Below are 23,461 nucleotides of genomic sequence, written 5' to 3'. Positions count from 1 at the left end.
ACTTCCCCGTCTTTTTATACTTTATTAAAGGATTAAAGAAATAAGAAAAAACATCGTTATTTACCATTGTGAGCCAATTACTTTATTTAAACTTTTTCCAATCTAAATTGCTTTCTTCTAACAGTTCTGCAAACGATTTATTTTTTTCGCGCTGTTTTCGTTCTTGTCGCTTTCGTTCCTCTTCCAATTCTTGTTGTCTTTTCGCTTCGAGTGCCAATTTCTGTTGTTTTTCTTTTAATTTAGCAAGTACATGCTGATCTAAATGGTCAAGGACACTTAGTCGATCTTCTTGCTGCACTTTTGCAGCCTTTTTGTTTTGTACTTTCTTTTTTGCCATCGGTCATCACCTCTATGGCAAATTATATCATGGACAGACTCGTTTATTCTATATTTTCAATGATTGTAGCAACACCTTGTCCTCCGCCAATGCATAATGTTGCCAAGCCATAGCGACCTGCGCGGCGTTTTAATTCATGGACTAGTGTTACGAGTATTCTTGCTCCGCTAGCACCAATCGGATGACCAAGAGCAATTGCCCCTCCGTTTACATTCAAGATCTCTTTATTGAATCCCAGTTCGCGATCGACAGCAATTGTTTGCGCTGCGAAAGCTTCATTCGCTTCAATTAAGTTGATGTCGCTTAACGATAAGCCTGTTTTTTCTAACACTTTTTTTACAGCTTGTACCGGTCCGATTCCCATAATGCTTGGGTCTACACCAGCGCTGGCATTGCCGCGAATGAGCGCTAATGGTTTTAATCCTAACTGTTCTGCTTTTTCCCTGCTCATTAAAACAAGAGCAGCAGCACCATCATTTATACCGGAAGCATTCCCTGCAGTAACAGAACCGTCCTTTTTAAACGCTGGGCGCAGCTTTGCCAATTTTTCAACGGTTGTGCCTGGCTTTACATGTTCATCTTTTTCAAAAATAATTGGATCGCCTTTCCGCTGTGGAATTTCAACAGGAACGATTTCATCTTTAAATTTTCCTGCTTCAATGGCCGCTTGAGCTTTTTCGTGGCTTAAAGCAGATAACTCATCTTGTTCTTCGCGGCTAATATTGTATTTTTCACAAAGATTTTCGGCTGTAATTCCCATATGATAATCGTTAAAAGCGCACCATAAACCATCATTGATCATGCTGTCAATGACCTTTTGATCTCCCATGCGGAATCCATCGCGGGCATCTTTTAATAAATATGGCGCTTGGCTCATATTTTCCATTCCGCCGGCAACAACAATTTCTGCTTCCCCTAGCATGATTGCTTGCGTTGCCAAATGAACCGCTTTTAATCCGGAACCGCAAACTTTGTTAATGGTCATTGCCGGTGTTTCCTGAAGAAGACCAGCAAAAATCGCTGATTGCCGCGCCGGATTTTGTCCGAGACCAGCCTGAAGCACATTTCCCATGATGACTTCATCCACTTGGTCAGCTTGTACATCAGCACGCTTTAAAGCTTCTTTAATAACGATGGAGCCAAGTTTCGGTGCCGATATATCTTTTAAACTTCCTCTGAAAGCGCCGATTGGAGTTCTTACTGCACTTACAATTACTACATCTTTTAATGTCAATTTCATTTCCTCCCCTTGTCCTTAAGTACATCCTATCTATATGTTCGAAATGATAACGGTATTATCCTTTTTTATAAAAAAATATTTTTTTGAATATTAACACTATTTTTATGCTTGATGACCTCCAATCAGCTTATTGCGTCGGCGCGCCGTCCCCGCTTTTGTATAAGAGACCGCGCGCAAAATGGCATTCGGACCATGTTTCTTGCGAATGGCATCCATCACATAACCAAGTTCGCGCTCCCTTACTTTATTTTCTTCAAATAAACTGAGTTGCAACATATCATCATCACTGACATTTGACAGCGTAACCGAAATTTTTCTTACTGTCCGGTGGGCATAGTTTTCTGCAAATAGCTCAAGACACGTCCGATAAATATCCATTGTCACATTCGTCGGCTCTTCCATCGTTTTTGAGCGGTAAAACCCTCCTCCACCGACGTGTTTACTATAGCCGATCCCTAAACTAACGGTCCTTCCACATTTTCTCGCTGTACGGGCCCTCCTTGCCACTTCTTCACACATTTCCAATATAACATGCTTTATTTCTTTCGGATCATCATAATCGCGAAGCAAAATTTGACCTTTAGCAAAGGATACTTGCCCCTTTAAAATAGGAGCGCCTATTTCTGAAAAATCGATGCCATGTGTGTGATAATACAATTGATTGCCAATAATCCCAAACTTTTTTTCTAACAGCGCCAACGGATAATTGGCAAGTTGCCCGACGGTCATGATTCCCATGCGGTTTAATGTGCGTTCCAACCGGGGGCCGATGCCCCACATTTTACTTAATGGTGTGACATTCCATAGTTTTGTTTTTACATCCGTGTACGTCCATTCAGCAATCCCGCGCTTTTTTGCCTCGAGATCTAGGCATAATTTGGCCATAAGCATGTTCGGTCCGATCCCTATGGAACATGGCAATTGAAATTGTTTAGCTATCGCTTCCCGTATTTTCCTGGCTGTATCCAAAGCACTTCCCCATAGCCGCTCAGTTCCATCTATTTTCAAAAAACTTTCATCAATGCTATACACATGAATACATTCTTTCGGTACAAATTGATAAAAAAGTTTTGTAATATCCGTTGATGTTTTTAAAAAAGATGCCATGGATGCATCCACAATTTTAATGCGAGGATCATTCGGAACTTCGAATAGCCGATTACCGGTTTTAATCCCGAATTCCGACTTCATTTTTGGTGATGCAGCAAGAACAATGCTTCCTTGCTGATTGATATCGCCAACTACAACTAAATAGCAAGTTAAAGGATCTAAACCGAGCTTTACAGCTGCACAGCTCGCAAAAAAACTTTTCATATCTATACATAAAATTTTCTGATGAGGAATCTTTGTATAAGATATCATCTTTCATCCCCCACAAAAAGAACCTATGTTCTGATAACAATTATAAAGAATATATGTTCCCATTTCAACTTAAAAAAAATTTGTTCCATCGAAATGTGATGTCATACTATACTATTTCACACCGCTTAAACACGTATACACCTAAAAAGGGTTCCTGCAACTCTCACTCTTTCCTGTATTTCTGCTCATTGGTAACAGCTTTTAAACGTAAAAAAATCTCTTCTCGTATTTTTAACATTCTTCTACACTTCGCTTGATGGCCTTTTATGGTAATTGGTTTAGACCTATCTTAATAAATGCTCAAATTATTATTACCATCATAAACATAACGGGGGCATGCATGTTCAAATTTGATGATTTATTGTAATCTTAACATTTCCGTATTGCGGTAGCCGTGTCTATTTCTTTATAAATTTTGCAAGCCTCTCACGCGCATCGGAAAAATCCCCCAGGCTCGAATAACCGTATAGCGCCTCTAATCTCAGCGCGTCATCTAGTGGGCGCCCAATCAGTTCAAAAATGGTTTCCTTTGCGGATTGAACGGCATTCCGGCTATTACGCCGTATCATTTGTGCAGTTTCCTCAGCGGCTTGCATCAAATTTTCCGAAGGTACAACACGGGTAACCAGTCTTAGAGAAAGCGCCTCCTGAGCTGAAATCTCCCGCCCAGTCAGAGTGAGATCAAGGGCTACACCTATCCCAGCTATAGCTACTAAGCGGACTAAACCACCATCTCCTTGGTGCAAGCCATGTCTTACCTCAAAGACACCAAATTTTGCATTTTCGGAAGCAATGCGGATATCACAGGCTAAAGCGATTTCCAGGCCAGCGCCGATGGCATAGCCGTTTATCGCAGCAATAATGGGCTTATAAAGACGGTGCTGCCCACGAGTCAGTCCACCTCCCAAACCTTTGGGGATATTCTTGCGAACATCGAGCATGTTTGCATTCTCCCACTTTGGAATAAAGGTCTTTAAATCTGCTCCGGCACAAAAAGCCTGCCCACTACCGGTGAGTATAGCCACATCAACAGCATCGTCGTTGCGGAAATCGCACCACACTTCCTCCAATTCCGCATTGGTGGCCTCATCAATAGCATTCATCGCCTCGGGACGATTAAGAGTAACATAAGCCACACCATCGCGTTTTTCATAAAGAACATTGCTCATAATGATATACCTCCTCTAGTAGCACCTAAGATAGGTTGATTTCCAAAATTTATATAGTTAAATTATCCCATATTTTTTGTATTTTAGGAGATAAATTTTAAAATTATTCAAAAAATTAAAAAATTCCATACTCTTTAGAGTCGATATTTTACCGTAGTTTCACCTTTATATCCATTTCCATTAGTAGATAAGTGAGATTCCATTACATCTTGTTAATAGAATGAAAAATTAAAAAGGAGATCATTAGACGAGCTAGTTTTTTGTTGAGAAACAGGCTTTATTCTAATAAAAAAGACCGCAATCTCTTCGGATTACTCCGAGAAACTCCGGTCTTATTACTACAATTTCCCCGCTTTCTTGATCGATTTCGTAAGAGTTAAGGGAAATTATTTGAAGCAATTTCTTCAATAATTAATTTCACATGACAATACCACCATCAACATGTAAAACTGTGCCATTTACGTAATTCGCTTCATCGGAAGCCAAATACAAGTAGGCATTCGCGATATCTTCTGCTTTTCCAAGCCGTTTAAGCGGAATTTGCTGAATGATCTTTTGCATAATTTTTTCCGGCACTTTTGCTGTCATATTCGTTTCACAGAATCCAGGAGCAACTGCATTGACTGTAATCCCTTTTGGTCCCAATTCTTTAGCCCAAGTTTTTGTCATCCCAACGACCCCTGCTTTTGCGGCTGCATAATTTGTTTGGCCAATATTTCCATAAACACCCGAAACAGAAGAGGTATTGATGATTTTACCTGAACCTTTTTCAAGCATGACTGGAAGAACTGCTTTAGTACAATTGAACACACCCGTTAAATTTACTTGAATCACTTTTTGCCACGCTTCTTCGGAAAGTTTTGCAAGCAAGCCATCATTTGTAATGCCAGCATTATTTATTAAAATATCGATCGTTCCAAACTGATCTAAAACTGTTTTTACCATTTCTTGAACACTTTCGGAACTAGCGACATCAACTTTCACAAATCGGGCAATCCCTGATCGTTTCTGAACTTCCTCCAACACTTTCAAACCTTGTTCTTCATTTGAATCAGCTATAACGACTTTCGCTCCTTCAGCGGTAAAACGAAAAACCGTTGCTTTCCCAATCCCATTTGCTCCCCCGGTAACAATGGCCACCTTATTTTGTAGTCTCATCCCGCTCCCTCCTTGATTTAAAAAGGAAAATTCCTTATATTCCATTATATTAGCATAACAGGAAATTGTTTTTATCTCTTACTTATCTGTATGGAATTTATAAGTGTAAAATTCATCTATCTGAAAAGTATTTTCAAATTTTATACATCATTTTAAGTTGAATTTGAATTTATACTGATGGTTGTAATTTCTACAAAATTTACTATTGACATGAATATTCAAAACTTGCATAATAATTGAAAAGTAAACAGATGGATGTGGCGTTGACAGGGACTAGTAGATGAGCCGGATCGGCAAAAGAGAGTGAAGTTCATAGGCTGAAAAACTTCATTGCATGATCCACATCGAACCTACCCTTGAGCTATTAGGGAAACCTAATCGTATGCTCACGATACGAGCTTTAAAGAGGACACAAGATCAATTCCCAGCAATACGATGTATAGGGCTTTATGGAATTGTTCTTGTTGTCAATAAAGGTGGTACCGCGGAAACAAGACCTTTCCGTCCTTTATTTACAGGACAGAAAGGTCTTTTCTTATTTTTTACAGGGGGGATAATCATGGATAAAAAACTGACCTATACATTTATAGGTGCAGGCTCAATGGCAGAAGCAATGGTAGCTGGGATGATAAACAGTAAGCTTTTTGATCGTGAACAGCTGATTGTTACAAACCGTTCAAATGTCGAAAGATTACAATATTATAAACAACAATATGGAGTAAAAGGGACGAATAATTTAAAGGATGCTCTTGAAATTGCTGATGTTGTCATTCTTGCCATGAAACCAAAAGATGTAACAGCCGCTTTAGAATCAATAAAACCTTATTTAACAGAAAAGAAATTGATTATTTCTGTTATTGCTGGAATTTCAACGAAAAGTATTGAAGAATTATTAGGTCTAAAAATCCCGATCATTCGGGCAATGCCAAATACATCGGCAACAATCGGCCAATCAGCCACTGCAATTTCACAAGGAACTTTTGCTAACCATAACCATGAAGCGATAGCTAAAAGGTTGTTTTTAACAATTGGAACGGTGTCAATTGTCGATGAAGATGATTTACATGCTGTTACCGGCTTATCAGGAAGCGGACCTGCTTATGTATATTATTTGGTGGAAGCAATGGAAAAAGCAGCGCTTGATTTAGGATTAGATAAAGATGTAAGCAAAGAACTGATTTTACAAACGATTATCGGTGCTGCAGAAATGTTAAAGTCCTCACCAAAACATCCATCAGTGCTCAGGAAGGAAATTATGAGTCCTGGCGGTACTACAGAAGCAGGGCTAAGTGTACTGGAACAATATAAGTACCAGGAAGCAATGGTACAGTGTATTAAACGGGCAACAGAACGCTCAAAGGAATTAGGAGCAGAAATCGAAAATATTATGATGAAGCAATAAAAAAGCTGACTTTTATCGTCAGCTTTTTATTCGCACAAAAAAGGAATCGGCATCTCACCGATTCCTCTTGATTAACTTCTAGCACCTTTCCTCAAATAGGACAAATGCCTATTATTTTTTTATAAATATGGGTTTTCATGTTTAGCTTTAAGCTGATTCCAACGACGTTCAATTTCACGTTCGAATTCTTGATATAAAGGAGCATTTTCTTCTTTTAATAAATGCTTTGTTTTACCCATATATTTTAACCATTCAGAAAGCGGTACTTTCTTACCTTTTTCTTCAGGGTTGTAAGTAATCGTCGTAATACCGCGTTCTACTTCGTAAAGAGGGAAGAAGTTACAGTTAACAGCAGCTTCCATAATGACGCTTCCGTAACGGTCTTCAGATTTCCAGTTTAATGGGCAAGTAATTAAAATTTTACCGTAAGCCATGCCTTCATTTTGAGCATACCATTGTGCTTTCGCTGCTTTTTTCACAAGATCTTGCGGGAATGCTTCTGTTCCTGTAAATACATATGGGATGTTCGTTGCTGCCATAATTTGTGCAGTATCTTTATGGTGGAACGCTTTCCCTTGTTGTGTTTTACCAACGTTAGTCGTACTAGTCATATGTCCTAACGGTGTTGAATATGACATTTGGGAACCTGTGTTCATATATCCTTCATTATCATATTCAATGATGATCATCTTATGATTACGGTTTGCAGTACCGATAGCTGAACCCATTCCGATGTCCATACCGCCGTCTCCAGTAATCATTACAAAGGTCACATCATCATCAAAGTCGATTTCACCACGGCGTCTCATTTCATAAAATGCTTCTACGGTACCTGATAATGTTGCTGGACCATTCTGGAACAAGTTATGCATCATTGGCTGCTTATGAGAAGAATATGGATATCCTGTTGAAACTACATAACCACAGCCAGTTTGGAATAATGTAATGACATCGCCTTCGATTCCTTTGAAGAATAACTCAAGTCCAGGGAAAATACCGCAACCAGGACATGCGCCATGACCAGAACCTAGACGTTTTGGCTTAGCTGTTAAAGCACGTAAAGGTGGAATTTTTACTTTTAATTTATTTGTTTCTGGATCAGGTGTAACCTCAATTAAACCTGTGCGGAACGCATCACCATGCATTGGTTTAATCGCAGGTTTTAGTTTATTTTCCGGTTTACCTGGTGTTACACCAAAGTAATCAAACGGCTTTTCAGCATAACCTTTTTCCATTGCATCTATAGCAAGTTCAAACATTTGTACAGCTTCATCAGTAAAGAAGTCTTTTCCTCCAAGTCCAAATACACGGCTTAATACAATTGTTTTATTTTCTTTATCATCTTGAAGGGCAGACTTAATTTCATGGGTCATGTTCGCACCCTTGCCGCCATATGAATCTGCGCGCTCACCGACTAATAATGCTTTTACATTTTTAAATACTTTGCGAATTTCTTCTGCCGGGAATGGACGAATAATATTCGGACTAACAACACCCGCTTTAATACCTTTAGCACGAAGTTTATCAACCGCATCTTTTGCAGTTTCTGCAGCAGAGTTAATTAAGAATAAAGCAACTTCTGCATCTTCCATTTTATACGTATCAAGCACTTCATATTTACGGCCAGAAAGAGCGGCATATTCTTCAGCTACTTGCTTGTAAACGTCATATGCTTTTTCAAGAGCAAGAGTTAATTGATAATGGTTATTTGTTAAATCATGCCCGTCCATATGAGCACCAATCGTAACTGGATTGCGCGGATCAACAATAACCGGATAACCTGTTGGACGCTCGCCTACGAATTGTTGAACAACTTTACGGTCTTTAAAATAGCTTACACGACGTTTTTGGTGTGATGTGAAAAATCCATCATAAGCAACGATCACTGGAAGTCTTACATCGGCATGTTCAGCAATTTTAAGTGCCATAATATTCATGTCATAAACAGCTTGCGGTGTACGTGCTGTTAAGATAACCCAACCGATATTGAGACCGAAGTATAGGTCAGAATGGTCGCCACGAATATCAAGCGGACCGCTGATTGAACGTGTAACAAGGTTCATAACCATTGGGAAGCGTGTTCCTGATTGTACAGGTAGCTGTTCAAGCATGTACATAAATCCATTCGCACTTGTAGCGTTAAAAACACGGGCACCAGCTGTAGCTGCTCCATAGCAAATACCTGCTGAACCATGCTCACCATCAGCTGCAATTAATTTAATATCATGCTCACCGCGAGCTTTCATTTGATCTAAGAATTGTGCAACTTCGGTAGACGGTGTAATTGGAAAATATCCCATTAAGTGGTAGTTTATTTGAGCAGCTGCCATTGCTGCCATTTCATTACCAGATTCAAACGTTTCAACTTGTTCAGGTTTAATATCCATATTTTTTAAGTCTTTTTCTAAAATTGCCATCTTACATCACCTCTTCAAGTACTCTTGGAAATTGCTGAGGTACACGGTGCTCATCTGCATAGCCAAGCACTTCGCGCATATCAACAAGTGCTTCTGTTGGACAGGCTTCCACACACTTCAAGCACCCTTTGCAATATTGATAATCGATTCCTTTTAAGAACATTTGTTTACGGCCACGCTTGTCTTCCCCTTCTTCCCACACAAAACAGAAGTCTGGACAAACCGTATCACATGCAGCACAGTTAATACATTTTTCAATCTTAAATTCTGGCAAGAAACCTTGGCGGGATCCGCTTAAATCTTTGAAAATACTATTTGCTTGTGCAGTGATAATTCCGCCGATTTCTTGAGTTTCATAGCCCAAGAGCGGCTCCGGCATTTTAAACGCCTTACCTTCAGCACCTTCCGGTACTTTGTATTCTTTAAATTGAACGCTGTTATAACCACGTTCAAATGTGCGGATATTTGGTTCAACTAGATGCGGATATTTCTTTTCAAATGTTTTGCGGATAACCGCTTTCATCGCTTCTGCATCCAAGAAATCACAGATTCTGAATAACGCACCTAACATTGCTGTATTTACTTTTGTTTTTTCTTCAACAGCAATTCCTAGCGCATCTACGATTGCTAGAGTTCCATATTCAAGTTTTAAATCTTTTTTAACATCATCGAAGTCACGAGTTGTGTTAACTAGTACAATACCATCAGCATGAAGGCCGCTGACAACATCTACTGTTTTATAAAGCGCTTCATGGAAAACGCCTACAACATGTGGCTGCATAATTGGACTATGGTCACGAATTTCAACACCTGGATCACAAAAACGAATAAAACTTTTTACAGGTGTACCCTTTTTCTCTGAACCATAAGAAGAGAAGTTTGAACCGTTTAAGCCCAATCCAAGGACACCGGCTTCCGCCAACATTTTACCTGCTAAGTTTGCGCCCAAACCGCCAATCGATTCAAGTCTTATCTCAAAAAATCCTAATTCATTCTTCTTAGGTAATATTGACATTATGATTCCCCCTAAAAGAAACATCACTATTAAGTTTTATTTTACAATCAATTATACATGATTGCTGTGAAAAATGTTACATATTTTTTAAATATTTTATAATACACACTTATAATATACTAAAAATAAGTTGATATAACAAGGTTTTTCCTATATTTTATTTTGTGTTACAGTAATCGCAAGTGTATTATAACAGTTTTAACATAATATAAACTGCTACATTTTTTATAAGAAATTGATAAAATTTTATTTTTTTGAAATATCATTTTATTTCATGATCATCAACTAGTAAATGACCAATTATTAGCCACAAAACAAATTTTTTACTTTTTCAAAATATCTATGGACTGTATTAATAAGTGTTATATTTTTACAGAAAGTTTCGAATATTCAAATCAATAAAAAAGACCAGCAAATAGCTGATCCTTTTATTATTACCTCCATCCTAGTTCATATTGTTTCGGTCCTTCAATTTTCACTTGTAATTGTTTTGAAGCTTCAAATACCCAATAAGGATTTCTTAGCAGCTCTCTTCCTAGGAACACTAAGTCAGCACGGCCATTTTTAATAATTTCTTCTGCATGCAATGGTGATGTAATTAATCCAACAGCGCCTGTATAAATTTGTACACTCCTCTTTATTTTTTCAGCATACTGCACTTGATATCCAGGATAAACATCAAGACCTCGTGTCGATATTAAGCCTCCAGTGCTGCAATCGATTAAATCAACTTCTTGTTTTTTCATTTCTTCAGCAAAGTACAAATAATCTTCAACTGTTAAGCCATCAGGATGATAGTCAGTCGCTGAAATGCGCACAAACAGCAATCCTTGCCATTCTTTCCGTATAGCATCGATGACTTGTTTCAAAAGGCGATACCGATTTTCAGCTGTTTCCCCATATAAATCTGTTCGCTTATTCGTTATTGGCGAAAGAAATTCATGAAGCAAATAACCGTGAGCTGCATGAATTTCAATTACATCAAACCCAGCTTCTTTGGCCCGCCGAGCAGCATTTTGAAATGCATTAACTGTATGCTCAATGTCTTGGATAGTCATTTCTTTAGGTGTTCTCATCTTATCAGAATAAGCGATCGCTGATGGTCCGAAAATATCACCGTCAACTAATGCTTTTCTGCCGGCATGTGCTAGTTGTATACCAACTTTTGCACCGTATTGATGACAAGAGTCAACAATCTTTTTTAATCCTTCGATATGGTCATCATCCCAAATTCCTAAATCAAAATTTGAGATGCGCCCTTCCGGTACAACAGCTGTTGCTTCTAATATAATAAGTCCTACTTGACCGACAGCACGGCTCGTATAATGAGTAAGGTGAAAATCTTGTACTTTCCCATCTTCATTATGTGACGAATACATGCACATCGGAGACATAACGACTCGATTTTTGAAAATTACATTTTTAATCGAAAACGGGGATAAAAGAGCACTTGCCATTATCATCTCTCCTTAATTATTTTCTAGTAATCTCATGTCTATAAAAATCAAAGGCAATGAATACATTCGGAAAAATTTGCTGAGCCTCTATTAACAATTGATTGAGATCCTCTCCTTGATAGCGGGAACTAAGATGATTTAATATAAGCTTTTTGACATTGGCTTCCTTCGCAACATATGCTGCTTGTTCTGTCGTCGAATGATAATAATTATGGGCAATTATTTGATCTTCTTTTCCAAACGTTGCTTCATGAACTAAAACGTCTACATCAAGAGCCAGCTCAATCGCTTTTTTCGAAATGCGGGTATCACCGACGATCGCCAATTTCCGGCCCGGTTTATCCGCACCGACAAAATCAGCACCATGAAGGATTGTACCGTCATCCAAAGTAACAGTTTTACCATCTTTCAATTTTTTATAAATCGGCCCCGGGGGAATACCTAGTGCTTTCAGTTTTTCAACTTGAAGAGATCCTTTAAGATCTTTTTCAATAATACGGTAACCATAGCAAACAATACCGTGTTCAAGTTTTTTTGCTTCAACTAAAAATTGCTCGTCTTCAAATATAACACCTTCATTTATTTCAACAATTTCTAGTGGATACTTTAAATGAGTACAACTTACTCTTAAAGACACTTCGATAAACTCTTTTATTCCATTTGGACCGTAAACGGTTAGAGTGTCTGTTCCATCTTGAAAAGACCTGCTCCCTAAGAATCCTGGCAATCCAAAAATATGGTCGCCGTGCAGATGAGTTATAAAAATTTTTTCAATTTTGCGCGGCTTAATCGTTGTATGTAATATTTGATGTTGTGTCGCTTCTCCACAATCAAACAGCCAAGTTGTTCCTCTTTCATTAGAAAGGTCGAGGGCAAGCGCTGACACATTGCGTTGTTTTGCAGGGACGCCAGCACCTGTTCCTAAAAATATTAACTCCAAGCTTCGTCCCCCTTTCATTCTTTCATATCTCTCAAGAAATCTTTTTGGAAACTTGTGGAAGGTACTTTAGAATCCTCCCTTTGTTTTTCGGCTCCTTTAACGATAATATTAGAACCATATTTATCTTTTAATTTTTCAATCGCCAAAAGTAATGGCTCGTCTTTTGCCTCTTCTTCAAAAGTAAACAAGGAGAGTTGTTTTGTTGCTTCCTTTTTTTCTTCAAGCTCTTGGGCAGTAATACCAAGCAAACGGATCGGAACTTTACTCCAATGGATCGTAAATAAATGCCAAGCAGCATTAAATATTGCCTCTTTCGTGAAAACTGCTTGTTTTAATTTTCGGCTTCTCGTAATTGTCTTACGGTTAAAATAACGAATCGTAATTTGAATATTCCACGAAACGACCCCATTTTGCTCCATTCTTCTCTCTACAGAAGCAGCCAATCGTTCAAAGACATGACGAATTTCTTGTTCGTCTACTGTATCAGCTGGGAGAGTTGTTGAATTCCCGATGCTTTTAAATTCGGATACTGAATCAGGGTCAACTTTGCGATGGTCTTCCCCATTCGCCCTTTCTTTCAACCGAATGCCGTTAATACCTAACAATTGTTTCAATTGATATTCGCTAGCATTAGCAAGTTCACCAATTGTCCGGATACCGATGCTATTCAGCTTTTCAGCTGTTTTCTTGCCAATTCCGTACATTTGTTCAACTTTTAGAGGCCATAACTTCGTCGGAACGTCTCTTTTCCGCAATATCGTAATCCCCATTGGCTTTTTCATATCAGATGCGGTTTTTGCTAAAAATTTATTCGGAGCGATTCCAATACTAGATGGCAAATCCAATTCTGATAGAATTTGTTCTTGAATCTTCTTTGCAATTTCTAAAGGTGAGCCATACAGCTTACTGTCCGAAATATCTATGTAGCCTTCATCAATAGAGACTGGTTCTACTAATGAACTAAACCTTTTTAATATTTGAAACATCGCGATGGAAGCTTTTTTATATTTTGCAAAATCAGGTGGCATGACAATTAGTTCCGGGCACAATTTTTTCGCTTCCCAAAGGGGCATCGCCGTTTTGACGCCCCTTTTACGGGCTTCATAACTGCAGGTAACAATAATTCCCCGCCGTTCTTTCGGATTTCCTGCTATCGCAAGCGGTTTCCCTTTTAATTTGGGATTATGGGCCATTTCGACAGATGCATAAAAACTGTTCATATCGACATGAAGTATGACGCGGCCGTTTTTTGGATAAAAACGATCCATTTTTTATGATCACTTCCTTAAGGATCACTTTGCTGCTTCTTTAATTATTGCAACTACGAGTTCTGCAGTTTTCACAAGTTCTTCAATCGGCATTTTTTCATTCGTCGTATGAATATCCTCATATCCGACTGCAAGGTTCACCGTTGGAATGCCATGCCCCACAAAAATATTAGCATCGCTGCCTCCTCCTGATTGTACTAATTTCGGTGTACGTCCGATGGTTGTAATCGCTTTTTTTGCCAATTCAACTACAGCATCGCCATCGCTATATTTAAAACCTGGATACATGATTTCAACGTCAACAAATGCTTCTCCGCCCATTTCTTTCGCTGTTTCTTCAAATGCTTCTTTCATTTTTGCAACTTGGGCTTGCATTTTTTCTTCAACGAGCGAACGAGCTTCAGCCAATATTTCTACATGATCACATACAATGTTCGTTTGAGTGCCGCCTTCGAAACGTCCGATATTGGCAGTTGTTTCCTCATCAATTCGACCTAAAGGCATTTTTGCTATAGCCTTCGAAGCAATCGTAATTGCAGATATACCTTTTTCTGGAGCTACACCGGCATGGGCTGTTTTCCCTTTTACAACTACTTTAAGTTTTGCTTGAGTAGGCGCAGCAACAACAATTGTACCAACGTCCCCATCGCTATCAAGAGCATACCCGTATTTTGCTGTCATTAAAGCCGGATCCAATGCTTTAGCACCAACAAGGCCAGATTCTTCACCTACAGTAATAACAAATTCAATCGTTCCATGTTCAATCTTTTGTTCTTTAATTACTTTTATAGCTTCTAACATCGCAGCTAATCCAGCTTTATCATCCGCTCCAAGAATTGTCGTCCCATCTGTGACAATCCGATCCCCTTGAATGCTTGGTTTCACTCCTTTTCCAGGGACGACTGTATCCATATGGGAAGTAAAATAGATCGGATCGACATCTTTCGTACCTCGGAGTGTACAAACTAAGTTACCTGCTCCATGTCCTGTTTGTTCAGTCGTTTGGTCCTCAACAACTTGTAGTCCTAATTGTTCAAATTTCTTTTTTAATACTTTCGCAATTTCTCCTTCATACTTTGTTTCTGAATCAACTTTTACTAACTCGATAAATTCTTGTATTAAACGATCTTTATTGATCATAAAAAAATCCTCCCAATCAACTTTTTCCTTTTTACCTATTATAATGGTAAAATTTTGTGATCACAAAAGAAAAAGCGGTGAATCGAAACGATGCACCGCAGAAATAAATGAATATTTTTTCAAATTGTACACATATATTGTAAATCTACAACAAATATAGATTATTAAAGAGGAATATTGCCATGTTTTTTGTTCGGTCTTGAATCTTTTTTATTGCGAAGCATTTCAAGCGCTTGAATAATTTTTATCCGAGTCATTCGAGGATCGATGACATCATCAACCATTCCTCGGGATGCTGCCACATATGGATTTGCAAACTTATCACGGTATTCATCAATTTTTTCTTGGCGTTTTGCTTCCGGATTTTCACTTTCGTTTATTTCCCGGGCAAAAATAATGTTCGCTGCACCTTGTGGACCCATTACTGCTATTTCAGCATTTGGCCAAGCGTATACTATATCTGCACCGATCGCTTTACTGTTTAGAGCAACATATGCTCCGCCGTATGCTTTTCGTAAAATAACAGTTAGCTTTGGAACTGTTGCTTCAGAATATGCATAAAGAATTTTCGCACCGTGACGGATAATGCCGCCATGTTCTTGTTTAACACCAGGGAAAAATCCTGTTACATCTTCAAAAGTAATAATCGGAATATTGAAGCAGTCACAGAAACGAATAAAACGTGCTGCTTTGTCAGATGAGTCGATGTCTAGTCCCCCAGCCATTACTTTCGGCTGATTACATACTAAGCCGACAACTTGGCCGCGGATACGAGCAAAGCCGATGACGATGTTTTTTGCAAAGCCTGCTTGAATTTCCATAAATGAATCTTTATCAACAACTTGTTCAATAACTACACGAACATCATATGGTCGAACAGCGTCAAACGGAATTGCATCAGCCAAATCTGGGCGATAATCATCATCTTCCTCATTATATTCAATTGCTGGCGGTTTCTCTTCGTTATTTTGCGGCAAGTAACTGAGCAATGTTCGAACATCATTTAACACTTGTTCTTCACTTTCTGCATGAAAATGAGCGTTACCGCTAATTGTATTATGTACTTTCGAACCGCCGAGATCTTCAGCAGAAATTTTCTCGCCTGTTACTGTTTCAATAACTTTAGGACCGGTAATGAACATTTGACTCGTTTTATTTACCATGAAAACGAAATCGGTAATAGCCGGTGAATAAACAGCACCGCCTGCACACGGACCCATAATAACGGAAATTTGAGGAACAACACCAGAATAAATTGAGTTTCTATAAAAAATATGGCCATAGCCGTCAAGTGAAAGAACACCTTCTTGAATTCGTGCGCCACCTGAATCATTCAAGCCGATAATTGGTGCCCCGTTTTGCGCAGCTAAATCCATAATTTTAGCAATTTTCTTAGCATGCATTTCCCCTAATGCTCCACCGAAAACAGTGAAATCTTGGGAAAATACGAACACAAGACGACCATTTATTTTACCGTACCCAGTAACAACTCCTTCCCCTGGACCTTTTTGGTCAGCCATACCAAAGTCTGAGCATCGATGTTCAATAAACGGATCCGTCTCAACGAAAGTTCCTTTATCAAGGAGAAGATCGATACGCTCTCTCGCTGTTAGTTTTCCTTTTTCATGTTGCTTCTGAATGCGGTCATCCCCACCGCCCATTTCCACTTCACGACGTCGATCGTAAAGTTCATTAATTTTATCATAAATATCCACGACTATTTTTCCTCCTTCTCTTTCTTTTCACATAATTCGTATAAAACTCCACCAGTCGATTTCGGGTGCAAAAAGGCAATTTGTGCGCCACCGGCACCTGTTTTCGGCTCATCATTTATCATACGTAAACCCTTTTCTTTAATTTCTTGAATACGACCTTTTATATCGTCAACACCTAATGCAATATGATGAATTCCTTCGCCTTTCTTTTCAAGAAATTTTGCAATTGGGCTTTCATCATGCAAAGGTTCCAACAATTCAATTTTTGATTCGCCCACTTTTAAAAAAGCAACTTTTACACCTTCTGATTCGACTTCCTCAATTCCCATTAATTTAAGTTTTAAATGTTCAGTATAAATTGGCAAAGATGCTTCAATTGATTTTACTGCAATTCCTATATGATCGATTTTCTTGGCCAATTTGTTCTCCTCCTTTTGAAACATCATCCAATGTCAGACTTTAATAATTTCGATTTTAATTTCCAGAATTCCTGCAAATCATTGAAAAATTTACAATTTTTCATTTTATTCGACAAAATTTACAATTTTTTATTCTATAAGACATAAGCTTCTCCCTTGTTCCTCTTCATTTGTATAAGTACAATAATGATAATAAAGAATATTAAGAGGGGGATTTTTGATGAATCGAAAACTAATGAAGATCATGGTTTATTTAATGATTGCCTCAATGTTATTAACTACATTATTAACTGGGATTTATTTTTTCATGTAATATACATAACCAATATTTTGTTCATACATCGCTTTCCCGAAAATATCTTTTAATATTCAAATATTTTTCAAGTTCCCATAAAAAGTTTAATAATGATGCGCGTATTTCAAATTCTTCCCGTGTTTTTGGCAGCGGCATTTTCTTAAATGTCCGCTGCAAATCTTCTAGTTTTGCTAAAAATACGACTGCTGTATTTTTAGAGTGAACAGCTTCAGCTATTTCTTCGATCAAATCTCCAATCATTTTAGAATGAACCATTGAAATTTTTAGAGATGTTACAAGCGGCAACATTCTTTCAATCACTTCAAACTGCTTTTCCCTCATTATAAAATAGCCAATAAAATCATCCTCATCCCCAAATAGCCGGTTTTCCTTATGCTGAATTGCCAAAGTTTTCGCTTTTTGAATAAGATCGTATGCATTAGTAATTTCTTTTCCATCCCAAAGGTGATCGCCTTCTTTTAAATAAATGGAAATTTCCTTTAAAATAATTTTATATTGCGATTCCAGTTCTTTTTGAAGATCACGCAATTTATTTTCAGCACTAGGCATATACAAATTCATTAGGAGGGCAACCCCAATTCCAATAATAACTAGGAAAATACCATTTAAAACTGCCTCAACAGACATTTCTTGCAAATTGTAAAACTGTAATATTATTACTGCACTCGTAACCATCCCTTCTTGTACTTTAAAACGTACCGTTACTGGAATAAAAAACAATAAAAGAAGGCCTAAAACGAGAGGATGAAACCCGATCCCATTGAAAAATAAAATAGAAAAGAAAATACCAATAAGCGCAGCAATTAATCGTGCCTTTGCTGTTTGAACAGATTTCTTTTTTGTGGCTTGAATACATAAAATTGTAAGTATACCTGCAGAAGTATAATGATCTAAATGAAATAACTTAGCTATACTTATAGCTAGCACAGTTCCTATCGCTGTTTTTAATGTTCTTGGACCTATTTTGAACATTTTATTCTCCCCTAAAACTATCTATCTTAATCCCATTATAAAACAAAAAAAGATGGACTTCGCCATCCCTATAATTTTTATCTTTTTTGTTAATAAACCCATTATTGAAGAAAAAATTTTAAGTTTTCCGGGATATCTTGTGGAATGGCTCCAAACTGTTGTCCAAGCTTTTCAAATGAAAGATCGGTTGATATTATAACAATTTGTGTACCAATCGGAATTTGTGAAAACAGTTCTTCCACATCTTTGTTATACATGCGAACACATCCTTGGGTAATATAGCGGCCGATTGAATTTGGATTATTCGTCCCATGGACACCATATATACGGCCGTCCGTACCTTCAGCATCAAAACCGATCCACCTTGTCCCTAATGGATTTTCTTTCGCGCCTCCCGGTATATTTTTCTTGCGATAATAGGGATTAACTGCTTTCACCGTAATCGTAAATTTACCAACAGGTGTTAAACTATCCTCTTTTCCAGTTGCCACAGGATAAACCTTTTGCACTTTTCCTTCATTGATATAGGCAAGCTGATTTGTCTTTTTATTTACAATTAAAAATGGATCTCCAACAATTGGATTTTGACCGATCGGCCATAAAGGTGAAAAAAACATAATAAAAAGCAAGCATTTAATGAACATTAGCCTTCATCCTCAATTTTTCATTTAAGGTTAGTTTGAAACGGAATAGCATTTTTCATGCAAAAAGAAAAGAGATGGAAAAGTCCATCTCCCTCTATAATACTTTTTCTAAAAATGCTTTTGCCCGCGCTGATTTCGGATTTGTAAAAAATTCATTTGGTGGAGCATCTTCAACAAGGACGCCTTCATCCAAGAATAACACACGGTCGGCCACTTCGCGGGCAAAACCCATTTCATGGGTAACAATCGCCATTGTCATTCCTGTATGGGCTAAAGATTTCATAACATCGAGCACTTCTTTGACCATTTCAGGATCAAGCGCTGATGTCGGCTCATCAAATAACATTGCTTCCGGTTCCATTGCAAGAGCTCTTGCGATGGCAACCCTTTGTTTTTGTCCGCCTGATAAACGATTTGGGTATTCATTTGCTTTATTTAAAAGTCCTACTTTATCTAAAAGGTCTCTCGCTTTTTTTTCTGCCTCAGCTTTTGGCATTCCTTTTACTTTAATTGGTGCATATGTTAAATTTTCTAGGACCGTCATATGTGGGAATAGATGAAAATGTTGAAAGACCATGCCGATTCTTTGTCTAACTTTCATAATATTTGTTTTCGGATCGGTAATTTCATCTTCCCCGATCCAAATTCTTCCTTCTGTAGGCTCTTCCAATTTATTCAAACATCTTAAAAAAGTCGACTTCCCTGACCCAGAAGGACCGATAATCGCAACGACTGCCCCATCATCAATGGTTGTTGTAATACCCTTTAGAACTTCAAGCCTTCCGAATGTTTTGTGCAAATTTTCAACTTTAATCACTGCGCTTCATTCTCCTCTCCAGTGCCTTTCCAAGAAGAGTTAGCCCCATAACCATCAGATAATAGATCACACCAGCAACCAGCATCGGCGGGAAGAATGAATAATGTTCGCCACCGACGATGTAAGAACGTCTCATAATATCCAATACGCCGATTACCGATACAAGCGCTGACTCTTTTGTCAATGTAATAAATTCGTTCATTAGAGCAGGCAAAATATTTTTTAAAGCTTGCGGCAAAATAATATCTTTCATCATTTGCCCATACGGAACGCCGAGCGCCATTGCAGCCTCTCGCTGCCCTTTATCGATCGCTTCTATTCCAGCACGAATAACCTCTGAAACATAAGCGCCGGAATTTAATCCAAATGCCATGATGGATGCCATATACGCCGAAATTTCATAGCCAATGATTTGCGGCAAACCGTAATAAATAATCATTAGTTGTAAGATTAAAGGCGTTCCTCGAAAGATTGACGTATAAGCATCGCCAAACCATTGCAAAGCTTTTATTCTTGATATCTTGAACAAACTTAAAATGATACCAAGGAAAAATCCTAACAAAGCAGATACCGCAACAATTTGTATTGTAACCCCAATCCCTTTTAAAATATAAGGAATTGAAGGTATTATTGGTCCAAAATCCAAAAAAAGCCCCCCATTTCTTGCCACATCAAATGGCTCATTCAATTCATTCAACTAAAGAAAAGCGGCAAAACACCCGCTTCGCCGCTTTTTTTCATTATTCATTTCCGCCAAACCATTTATTAATTAAAGCTTCCATTTCACCATTTTCTTTCATTTCTTTGATTATTTCATTAAATTGAGTTACCAATTCTTCGTTTCCTTTTGGAAAAGCAACGGCACTTCCAGCTTCTTCTTCATTTACCATTGTAAAGCCGACTAAATCTGCATTATTATCTAAATACCCTTTAGCCACAGTATCTTCGATAATGGCTGCATCAAAACGACCAGCTTTAATTTCTTGAATTAGTTCTGGAACTCGGTTGCGGCTTTCAATTTTAATGTTGATCGTTTCTTTAATTTCATTTGCTTTTTCTTCCTGGATTGATCCAAGCTGAACGCCCACTGTTTTTCCTTCTAAATCTTCAACGGATTGAATACCGCTGTCTTTTTTCGAAACAATCATATGGTTTGCTGTATAATAAATATCTGAAAAATCAACGCTTTGCTTCCGTTCTTCAGTTGGAGTCATGCCGGCAAGAACAATATCCACTTTTCCGCTTTTTAATGCTTCAATTAAACCGGAAAATTCTATATCTTTCACTTCTAAATCATAACCAAGCTTTTCTGTAATCGCTTTTGCCAAGTCTACATCGAAGCCAATAATTTCTTCTCCTTTAGCAGTATCTACATATTCAAATGGCGGATAATCTGCAGAAGTTCCCATGATGAGAACTTTTTTCTCTTCCTTGTTTTCTCCATTGTTATCAGCTGTTTGTTCCGTACCAGCTCCACCTTGTCCACAAGCAGCTAAAAGTCCAACTAATAAAATTGAAACCAACGCGAAAGAAAATAACTTTTTCAAAAAATTTCCTCCTTTATGTACATTTCTATACAATATTTTGCTATAAATTTAAATATATATGAACTTCATTTCATATTTATACGTTTGTATTGTACCATGAAATAATCATGAAGCAATAGTAAACAAATAAATTTTAATATAAGAATATTTCAGAATAATTCAAGGTTGTACAAAGCATTCAAAATTAAATTGAATTTCATTTAAAGCGCTTACAATTTTTGTTAAAAAGAATTGCTGATGCAAATCTTAAAAAGCGCTGTACAAAAATGAGCCGGGCAAAGCCCGGTCTACTTTTATTTTATATTTCATCGCAATATTTTTCAAATAATCCTTGCAGCTTTTGCACCACTTCAATTTGTTCTGAACCTTCAATATCATGGCGATGAAGCATAGCGACACATTTCCCGTCCTTCATTAATGCAAACGAAGGTGAAGATGGAGGAAACCCTACAAAATATTCACGTGCTTTTTCTGTTGCTTCACGGTCTTGACCAGCAAAAACAGTTACCATATGATTAGGTACTTTATCATAATGAATAGCATGTGCAGCTGCCGGACGTGCGATTCCTCCCGCACAACCACATACTGAATTTACTAATACAAGTGTAGTGCCAGGGCGTTTAAAAGCGTCTTCGACTTCTTCTGGTGTCCGCAATTGTTCAAACCCTGCAGCTTCGGCTTCCTTTCTTGCTTGATCTACAATATCATTCATAAACATTTGAAAATCCATGTTTTCACTCCTTAATTGAACAAGTCATATAGATAATACTACCAATTTAAACAGGTTAACGCAAATGATTAGATATGTTATAGTAGAAATATATTTTAATATTTTTAAATTTTTATGTTTATTTCAGTTCAAAATTGGGAACTATAATAATAAATCTAGGCCCCATACCCCTAGACTCCCTAGATTTTGAAGGTGAGGCACCCCCATCTCTCACCTTCTGAGAACATTAAAAAGGGCTGGTGAACTCAACTCACCATGCCCTTTTTCTATTTATTCCCGCTTTTCATACTGCTCAAACAAATATTGAACAGCTTGGGTGACAGGCTGCCTGCCTTCCACCACTTCTTTTTCAATTTCCGGCAACACTTTTTTCACTTGTGGATGATTAAAAAATTTCTGTTCCAGCTCATCTTTAATCATAGAATAAATCCAATCTTTAATTTGGGAAGCACGTCTTTTTTGAAACACACCTGAAGCTTTTGTATTCTTTTCAAAGTTTTGCATTTCTTCCCATATACGATCGATACCTTTTTCATAATAGGCTGAGCATGTTAATGCTTTGGTTTGCCAACCTTCTGTAGCAGGTCGCAAATAATGAACAATACGGTTATATTCGTCTTTGGCAACCATTGCTTTTTGTTCGTTATCTCCGTCAGCTTTATTAACGATAATTAAATCAGCTAATTCCATAACGCCTTTTTTCATGCCTTGCAGCTCATCACCTGCACCTGTTAAAACTAGCAAGGCAAAAAGATCGACCATCGATCGAACGACAACTTCACTTTGTCCGACGCCGATCGTTTCTATTAATATAACATCATAACCGGCGGCTTCACATAGTAGCATTGTCTCTCTCGTTTTGCGGTTGACACCGCCAAGCGTACCACCTGATGGAGATGGGCGAATAAAAGCCCGCTTATCCCGTGATAGTTTTTCCATCCTTGTTTTATCTCCTAGAATACTGCCTCCTGTAATGCTACTTGACGGGTCTACAGCTAAAACGGCTACCCGATGTCCCTTATTACATAAAAAACTTCCTAAAGCTTCGATAAATGTGCTTTTCCCTGCACCGGGAACACCGGTAATGCCTATTCGGAGCGAATTACCGGTGTAAGGAAGTATACGATTTAAAATTTGCTGTGCTTTTTCGATATGTTTCGGTGCATTGCTTTCTACAAGGGTTATAGCACGAGCTAAAATAACACGGTCATTTTTTAAAATACCATCGACGATTTCATCTAGTGAATATCCTTTCCTAGCGCCCGCTCGAAAGTTGGTTATAGGCTGACTACTCTCCATCCCATCATGCCCACCTTCGACGCCTCTCATTATATTTGTGGCAAAACCTTTGTCCGCATTTTCCGGAACCCATTCCGGTCTGTTTTTATTCTCCATT

General features: G+C 38.0%; 22 protein-coding genes. 2 read left to right on the top strand and 20 right to left on the bottom strand.

Annotation, left to right across the window (positions count from 1 at the left end; translation table 11 throughout):
* Positions 1 to 82: 82 nt before the first annotated feature.
* The 5 genes from HR057_RS01485 to fabG form a co-directional block, all read right to left on the bottom strand.
* Positions 83 to 337 (bottom strand): YqkE family protein, encoded by a 255-nt coding sequence (locus tag HR057_RS01485; protein ID WP_173729614.1) that lies wholly within the window; start codon positions 335 to 337, stop codon positions 83 to 85.
* Between the two features lie 43 nt (positions 338 to 380).
* Positions 381 to 1,577, bottom strand: coding sequence for an acetyl-CoA C-acetyltransferase (locus HR057_RS01480; protein ID WP_173729613.1), 1,197 nt, complete (start codon positions 1,575 to 1,577; stop codon positions 381 to 383).
* A 102-nt stretch (positions 1,578 to 1,679) separates the two neighbouring features.
* A complete protein-coding gene (locus tag HR057_RS01475; RefSeq protein WP_173729612.1) occupies positions 1,680 to 2,939 on the bottom strand; it encodes a Y-family DNA polymerase in 1,260 nt (419 codons plus the stop codon).
* Between the two features lie 398 nt (positions 2,940 to 3,337).
* Positions 3,338 to 4,108, bottom strand: coding sequence for an enoyl-CoA hydratase/isomerase family protein (locus tag HR057_RS01470; protein ID WP_173729611.1), 771 nt, complete (start codon positions 4,106 to 4,108; stop codon positions 3,338 to 3,340).
* A 417-nt stretch (positions 4,109 to 4,525) separates the two neighbouring features.
* Positions 4,526 to 5,266, bottom strand: a complete 741-nt coding sequence (gene fabG, locus HR057_RS01465) for a 3-oxoacyl-ACP reductase FabG (RefSeq protein ID WP_173729610.1) — start codon at positions 5,264 to 5,266, stop codon at positions 4,526 to 4,528.
* 559 nt (positions 5,267 to 5,825) lie between these two features.
* Between fabG and proI the strand changes: the two genes are divergently transcribed.
* Positions 5,826 to 6,668: a pyrroline-5-carboxylate reductase ProI gene (proI, locus tag HR057_RS01460; protein WP_173729609.1), complete on the top strand. Its 843-nt coding sequence runs from the start codon at positions 5,826 to 5,828 to the stop codon at positions 6,666 to 6,668.
* 119 nt (positions 6,669 to 6,787) lie between these two features.
* Here the strand turns inward: proI and HR057_RS01455 are convergent, their stop codons facing one another.
* From HR057_RS01455 to mce, 8 genes are all read right to left on the bottom strand, one after another.
* Positions 6,788 to 9,085, bottom strand: coding sequence for a thiamine pyrophosphate-dependent enzyme (locus HR057_RS01455; protein WP_173729608.1), 2,298 nt, complete (start codon positions 9,083 to 9,085; stop codon positions 6,788 to 6,790).
* A gap of 1 nt (position 9,086) precedes the next feature.
* Positions 9,087 to 10,100 (bottom strand): 2-oxoacid:acceptor oxidoreductase family protein, encoded by a 1,014-nt coding sequence (locus tag HR057_RS01450; protein ID WP_173729607.1) that lies wholly within the window; start codon positions 10,098 to 10,100, stop codon positions 9,087 to 9,089.
* Between the two features lie 434 nt (positions 10,101 to 10,534).
* A complete protein-coding gene (gene namA, locus HR057_RS01445) occupies positions 10,535 to 11,557 on the bottom strand; it encodes an NADPH dehydrogenase NamA (RefSeq protein ID WP_173729606.1) in 1,023 nt (340 codons plus the stop codon).
* Positions 11,558 to 11,573: 16 nt separating this feature from the next.
* Entirely contained in the window at positions 11,574 to 12,497 is a 924-nt protein-coding gene (gene rnz / locus HR057_RS01440; RefSeq protein WP_173729605.1) for a ribonuclease Z, read from the bottom strand.
* 14 nt (positions 12,498 to 12,511) lie between these two features.
* Positions 12,512 to 13,765 (bottom strand): DNA polymerase IV, encoded by a 1,254-nt coding sequence (locus HR057_RS01435; protein ID WP_173729604.1) that lies wholly within the window; start codon positions 13,763 to 13,765, stop codon positions 12,512 to 12,514.
* A 24-nt stretch (positions 13,766 to 13,789) separates the two neighbouring features.
* Entirely contained in the window at positions 13,790 to 14,905 is a 1,116-nt protein-coding gene (locus HR057_RS01430) for a M20/M25/M40 family metallo-hydrolase (RefSeq protein ID WP_173729603.1), read from the bottom strand.
* 164 nt (positions 14,906 to 15,069) lie between these two features.
* Positions 15,070 to 16,620 (bottom strand): acyl-CoA carboxylase subunit beta, encoded by a 1,551-nt coding sequence (locus HR057_RS01425; RefSeq protein WP_173729602.1) that lies wholly within the window; start codon positions 16,618 to 16,620, stop codon positions 15,070 to 15,072.
* 2 nt (positions 16,621 to 16,622) lie between these two features.
* Complete coding sequence (mce, locus tag HR057_RS01420) at positions 16,623 to 17,039, bottom strand: methylmalonyl-CoA epimerase (RefSeq protein WP_173729601.1); 417 nt, start codon at positions 17,037 to 17,039, stop codon at positions 16,623 to 16,625.
* Positions 17,040 to 17,259: 220 nt separating this feature from the next.
* Between mce and prli42 the strand changes: the two genes are divergently transcribed.
* Complete coding sequence (prli42, locus tag HR057_RS01415; RefSeq protein WP_173729600.1) at positions 17,260 to 17,352, top strand: stressosome-associated protein Prli42; 93 nt, start codon at positions 17,260 to 17,262, stop codon at positions 17,350 to 17,352.
* Between the two features lie 21 nt (positions 17,353 to 17,373).
* Here the strand turns inward: prli42 and HR057_RS01410 are convergent, their stop codons facing one another.
* From HR057_RS01410 to meaB, 7 genes are all read right to left on the bottom strand, one after another.
* Complete coding sequence (locus HR057_RS01410) at positions 17,374 to 18,327, bottom strand: aromatic acid exporter family protein (RefSeq protein ID WP_173729599.1); 954 nt, start codon at positions 18,325 to 18,327, stop codon at positions 17,374 to 17,376.
* A gap of 101 nt (positions 18,328 to 18,428) precedes the next feature.
* The gene (locus HR057_RS01405) at positions 18,429 to 18,971 is read right to left on the bottom strand and encodes a L,D-transpeptidase (protein WP_173729598.1); all 543 of its coding nucleotides are present in this window, start codon (positions 18,969 to 18,971) and stop codon (positions 18,429 to 18,431) included.
* 94 nt (positions 18,972 to 19,065) lie between these two features.
* Positions 19,066 to 19,788, bottom strand: coding sequence for an amino acid ABC transporter ATP-binding protein (locus HR057_RS01400; protein ID WP_173729597.1), 723 nt, complete (start codon positions 19,786 to 19,788; stop codon positions 19,066 to 19,068).
* On the bottom strand, positions 19,781 to 20,434 hold the full coding sequence (locus tag HR057_RS01395) for an amino acid ABC transporter permease (protein WP_196237804.1): 654 nt from the start codon (positions 20,432 to 20,434) through the stop codon (positions 19,781 to 19,783). The genes HR057_RS01400 and HR057_RS01395 overlap by 8 nt, the downstream gene beginning before the upstream one ends.
* 94 nt (positions 20,435 to 20,528) lie before the next feature.
* Positions 20,529 to 21,335: a transporter substrate-binding domain-containing protein gene (locus tag HR057_RS01390; protein WP_230474312.1), complete on the bottom strand. Its 807-nt coding sequence runs from the start codon at positions 21,333 to 21,335 to the stop codon at positions 20,529 to 20,531.
* A gap of 298 nt (positions 21,336 to 21,633) precedes the next feature.
* Positions 21,634 to 22,065, bottom strand: coding sequence for a BrxA/BrxB family bacilliredoxin (locus HR057_RS01385; protein WP_173729595.1), 432 nt, complete (start codon positions 22,063 to 22,065; stop codon positions 21,634 to 21,636).
* 270 nt (positions 22,066 to 22,335) lie between these two features.
* Positions 22,336 to 23,460, bottom strand: coding sequence for a methylmalonyl Co-A mutase-associated GTPase MeaB (gene meaB / locus HR057_RS01380; RefSeq protein ID WP_173729594.1), 1,125 nt, complete (start codon positions 23,458 to 23,460; stop codon positions 22,336 to 22,338).
* Position 23,461: the final 1 nt, after the last annotated feature.

The organism is Calidifontibacillus erzurumensis, from assembly GCF_013303125.1.
GTDB lineage: Bacteria > Bacillota > Bacilli > Bacillales > Bacillaceae_J > Calidifontibacillus > Calidifontibacillus erzurumensis.
The sequence above is the reverse complement of the archived record's forward strand: the minus strand, read 5'-3'. Positions and strand labels throughout refer to the sequence as shown.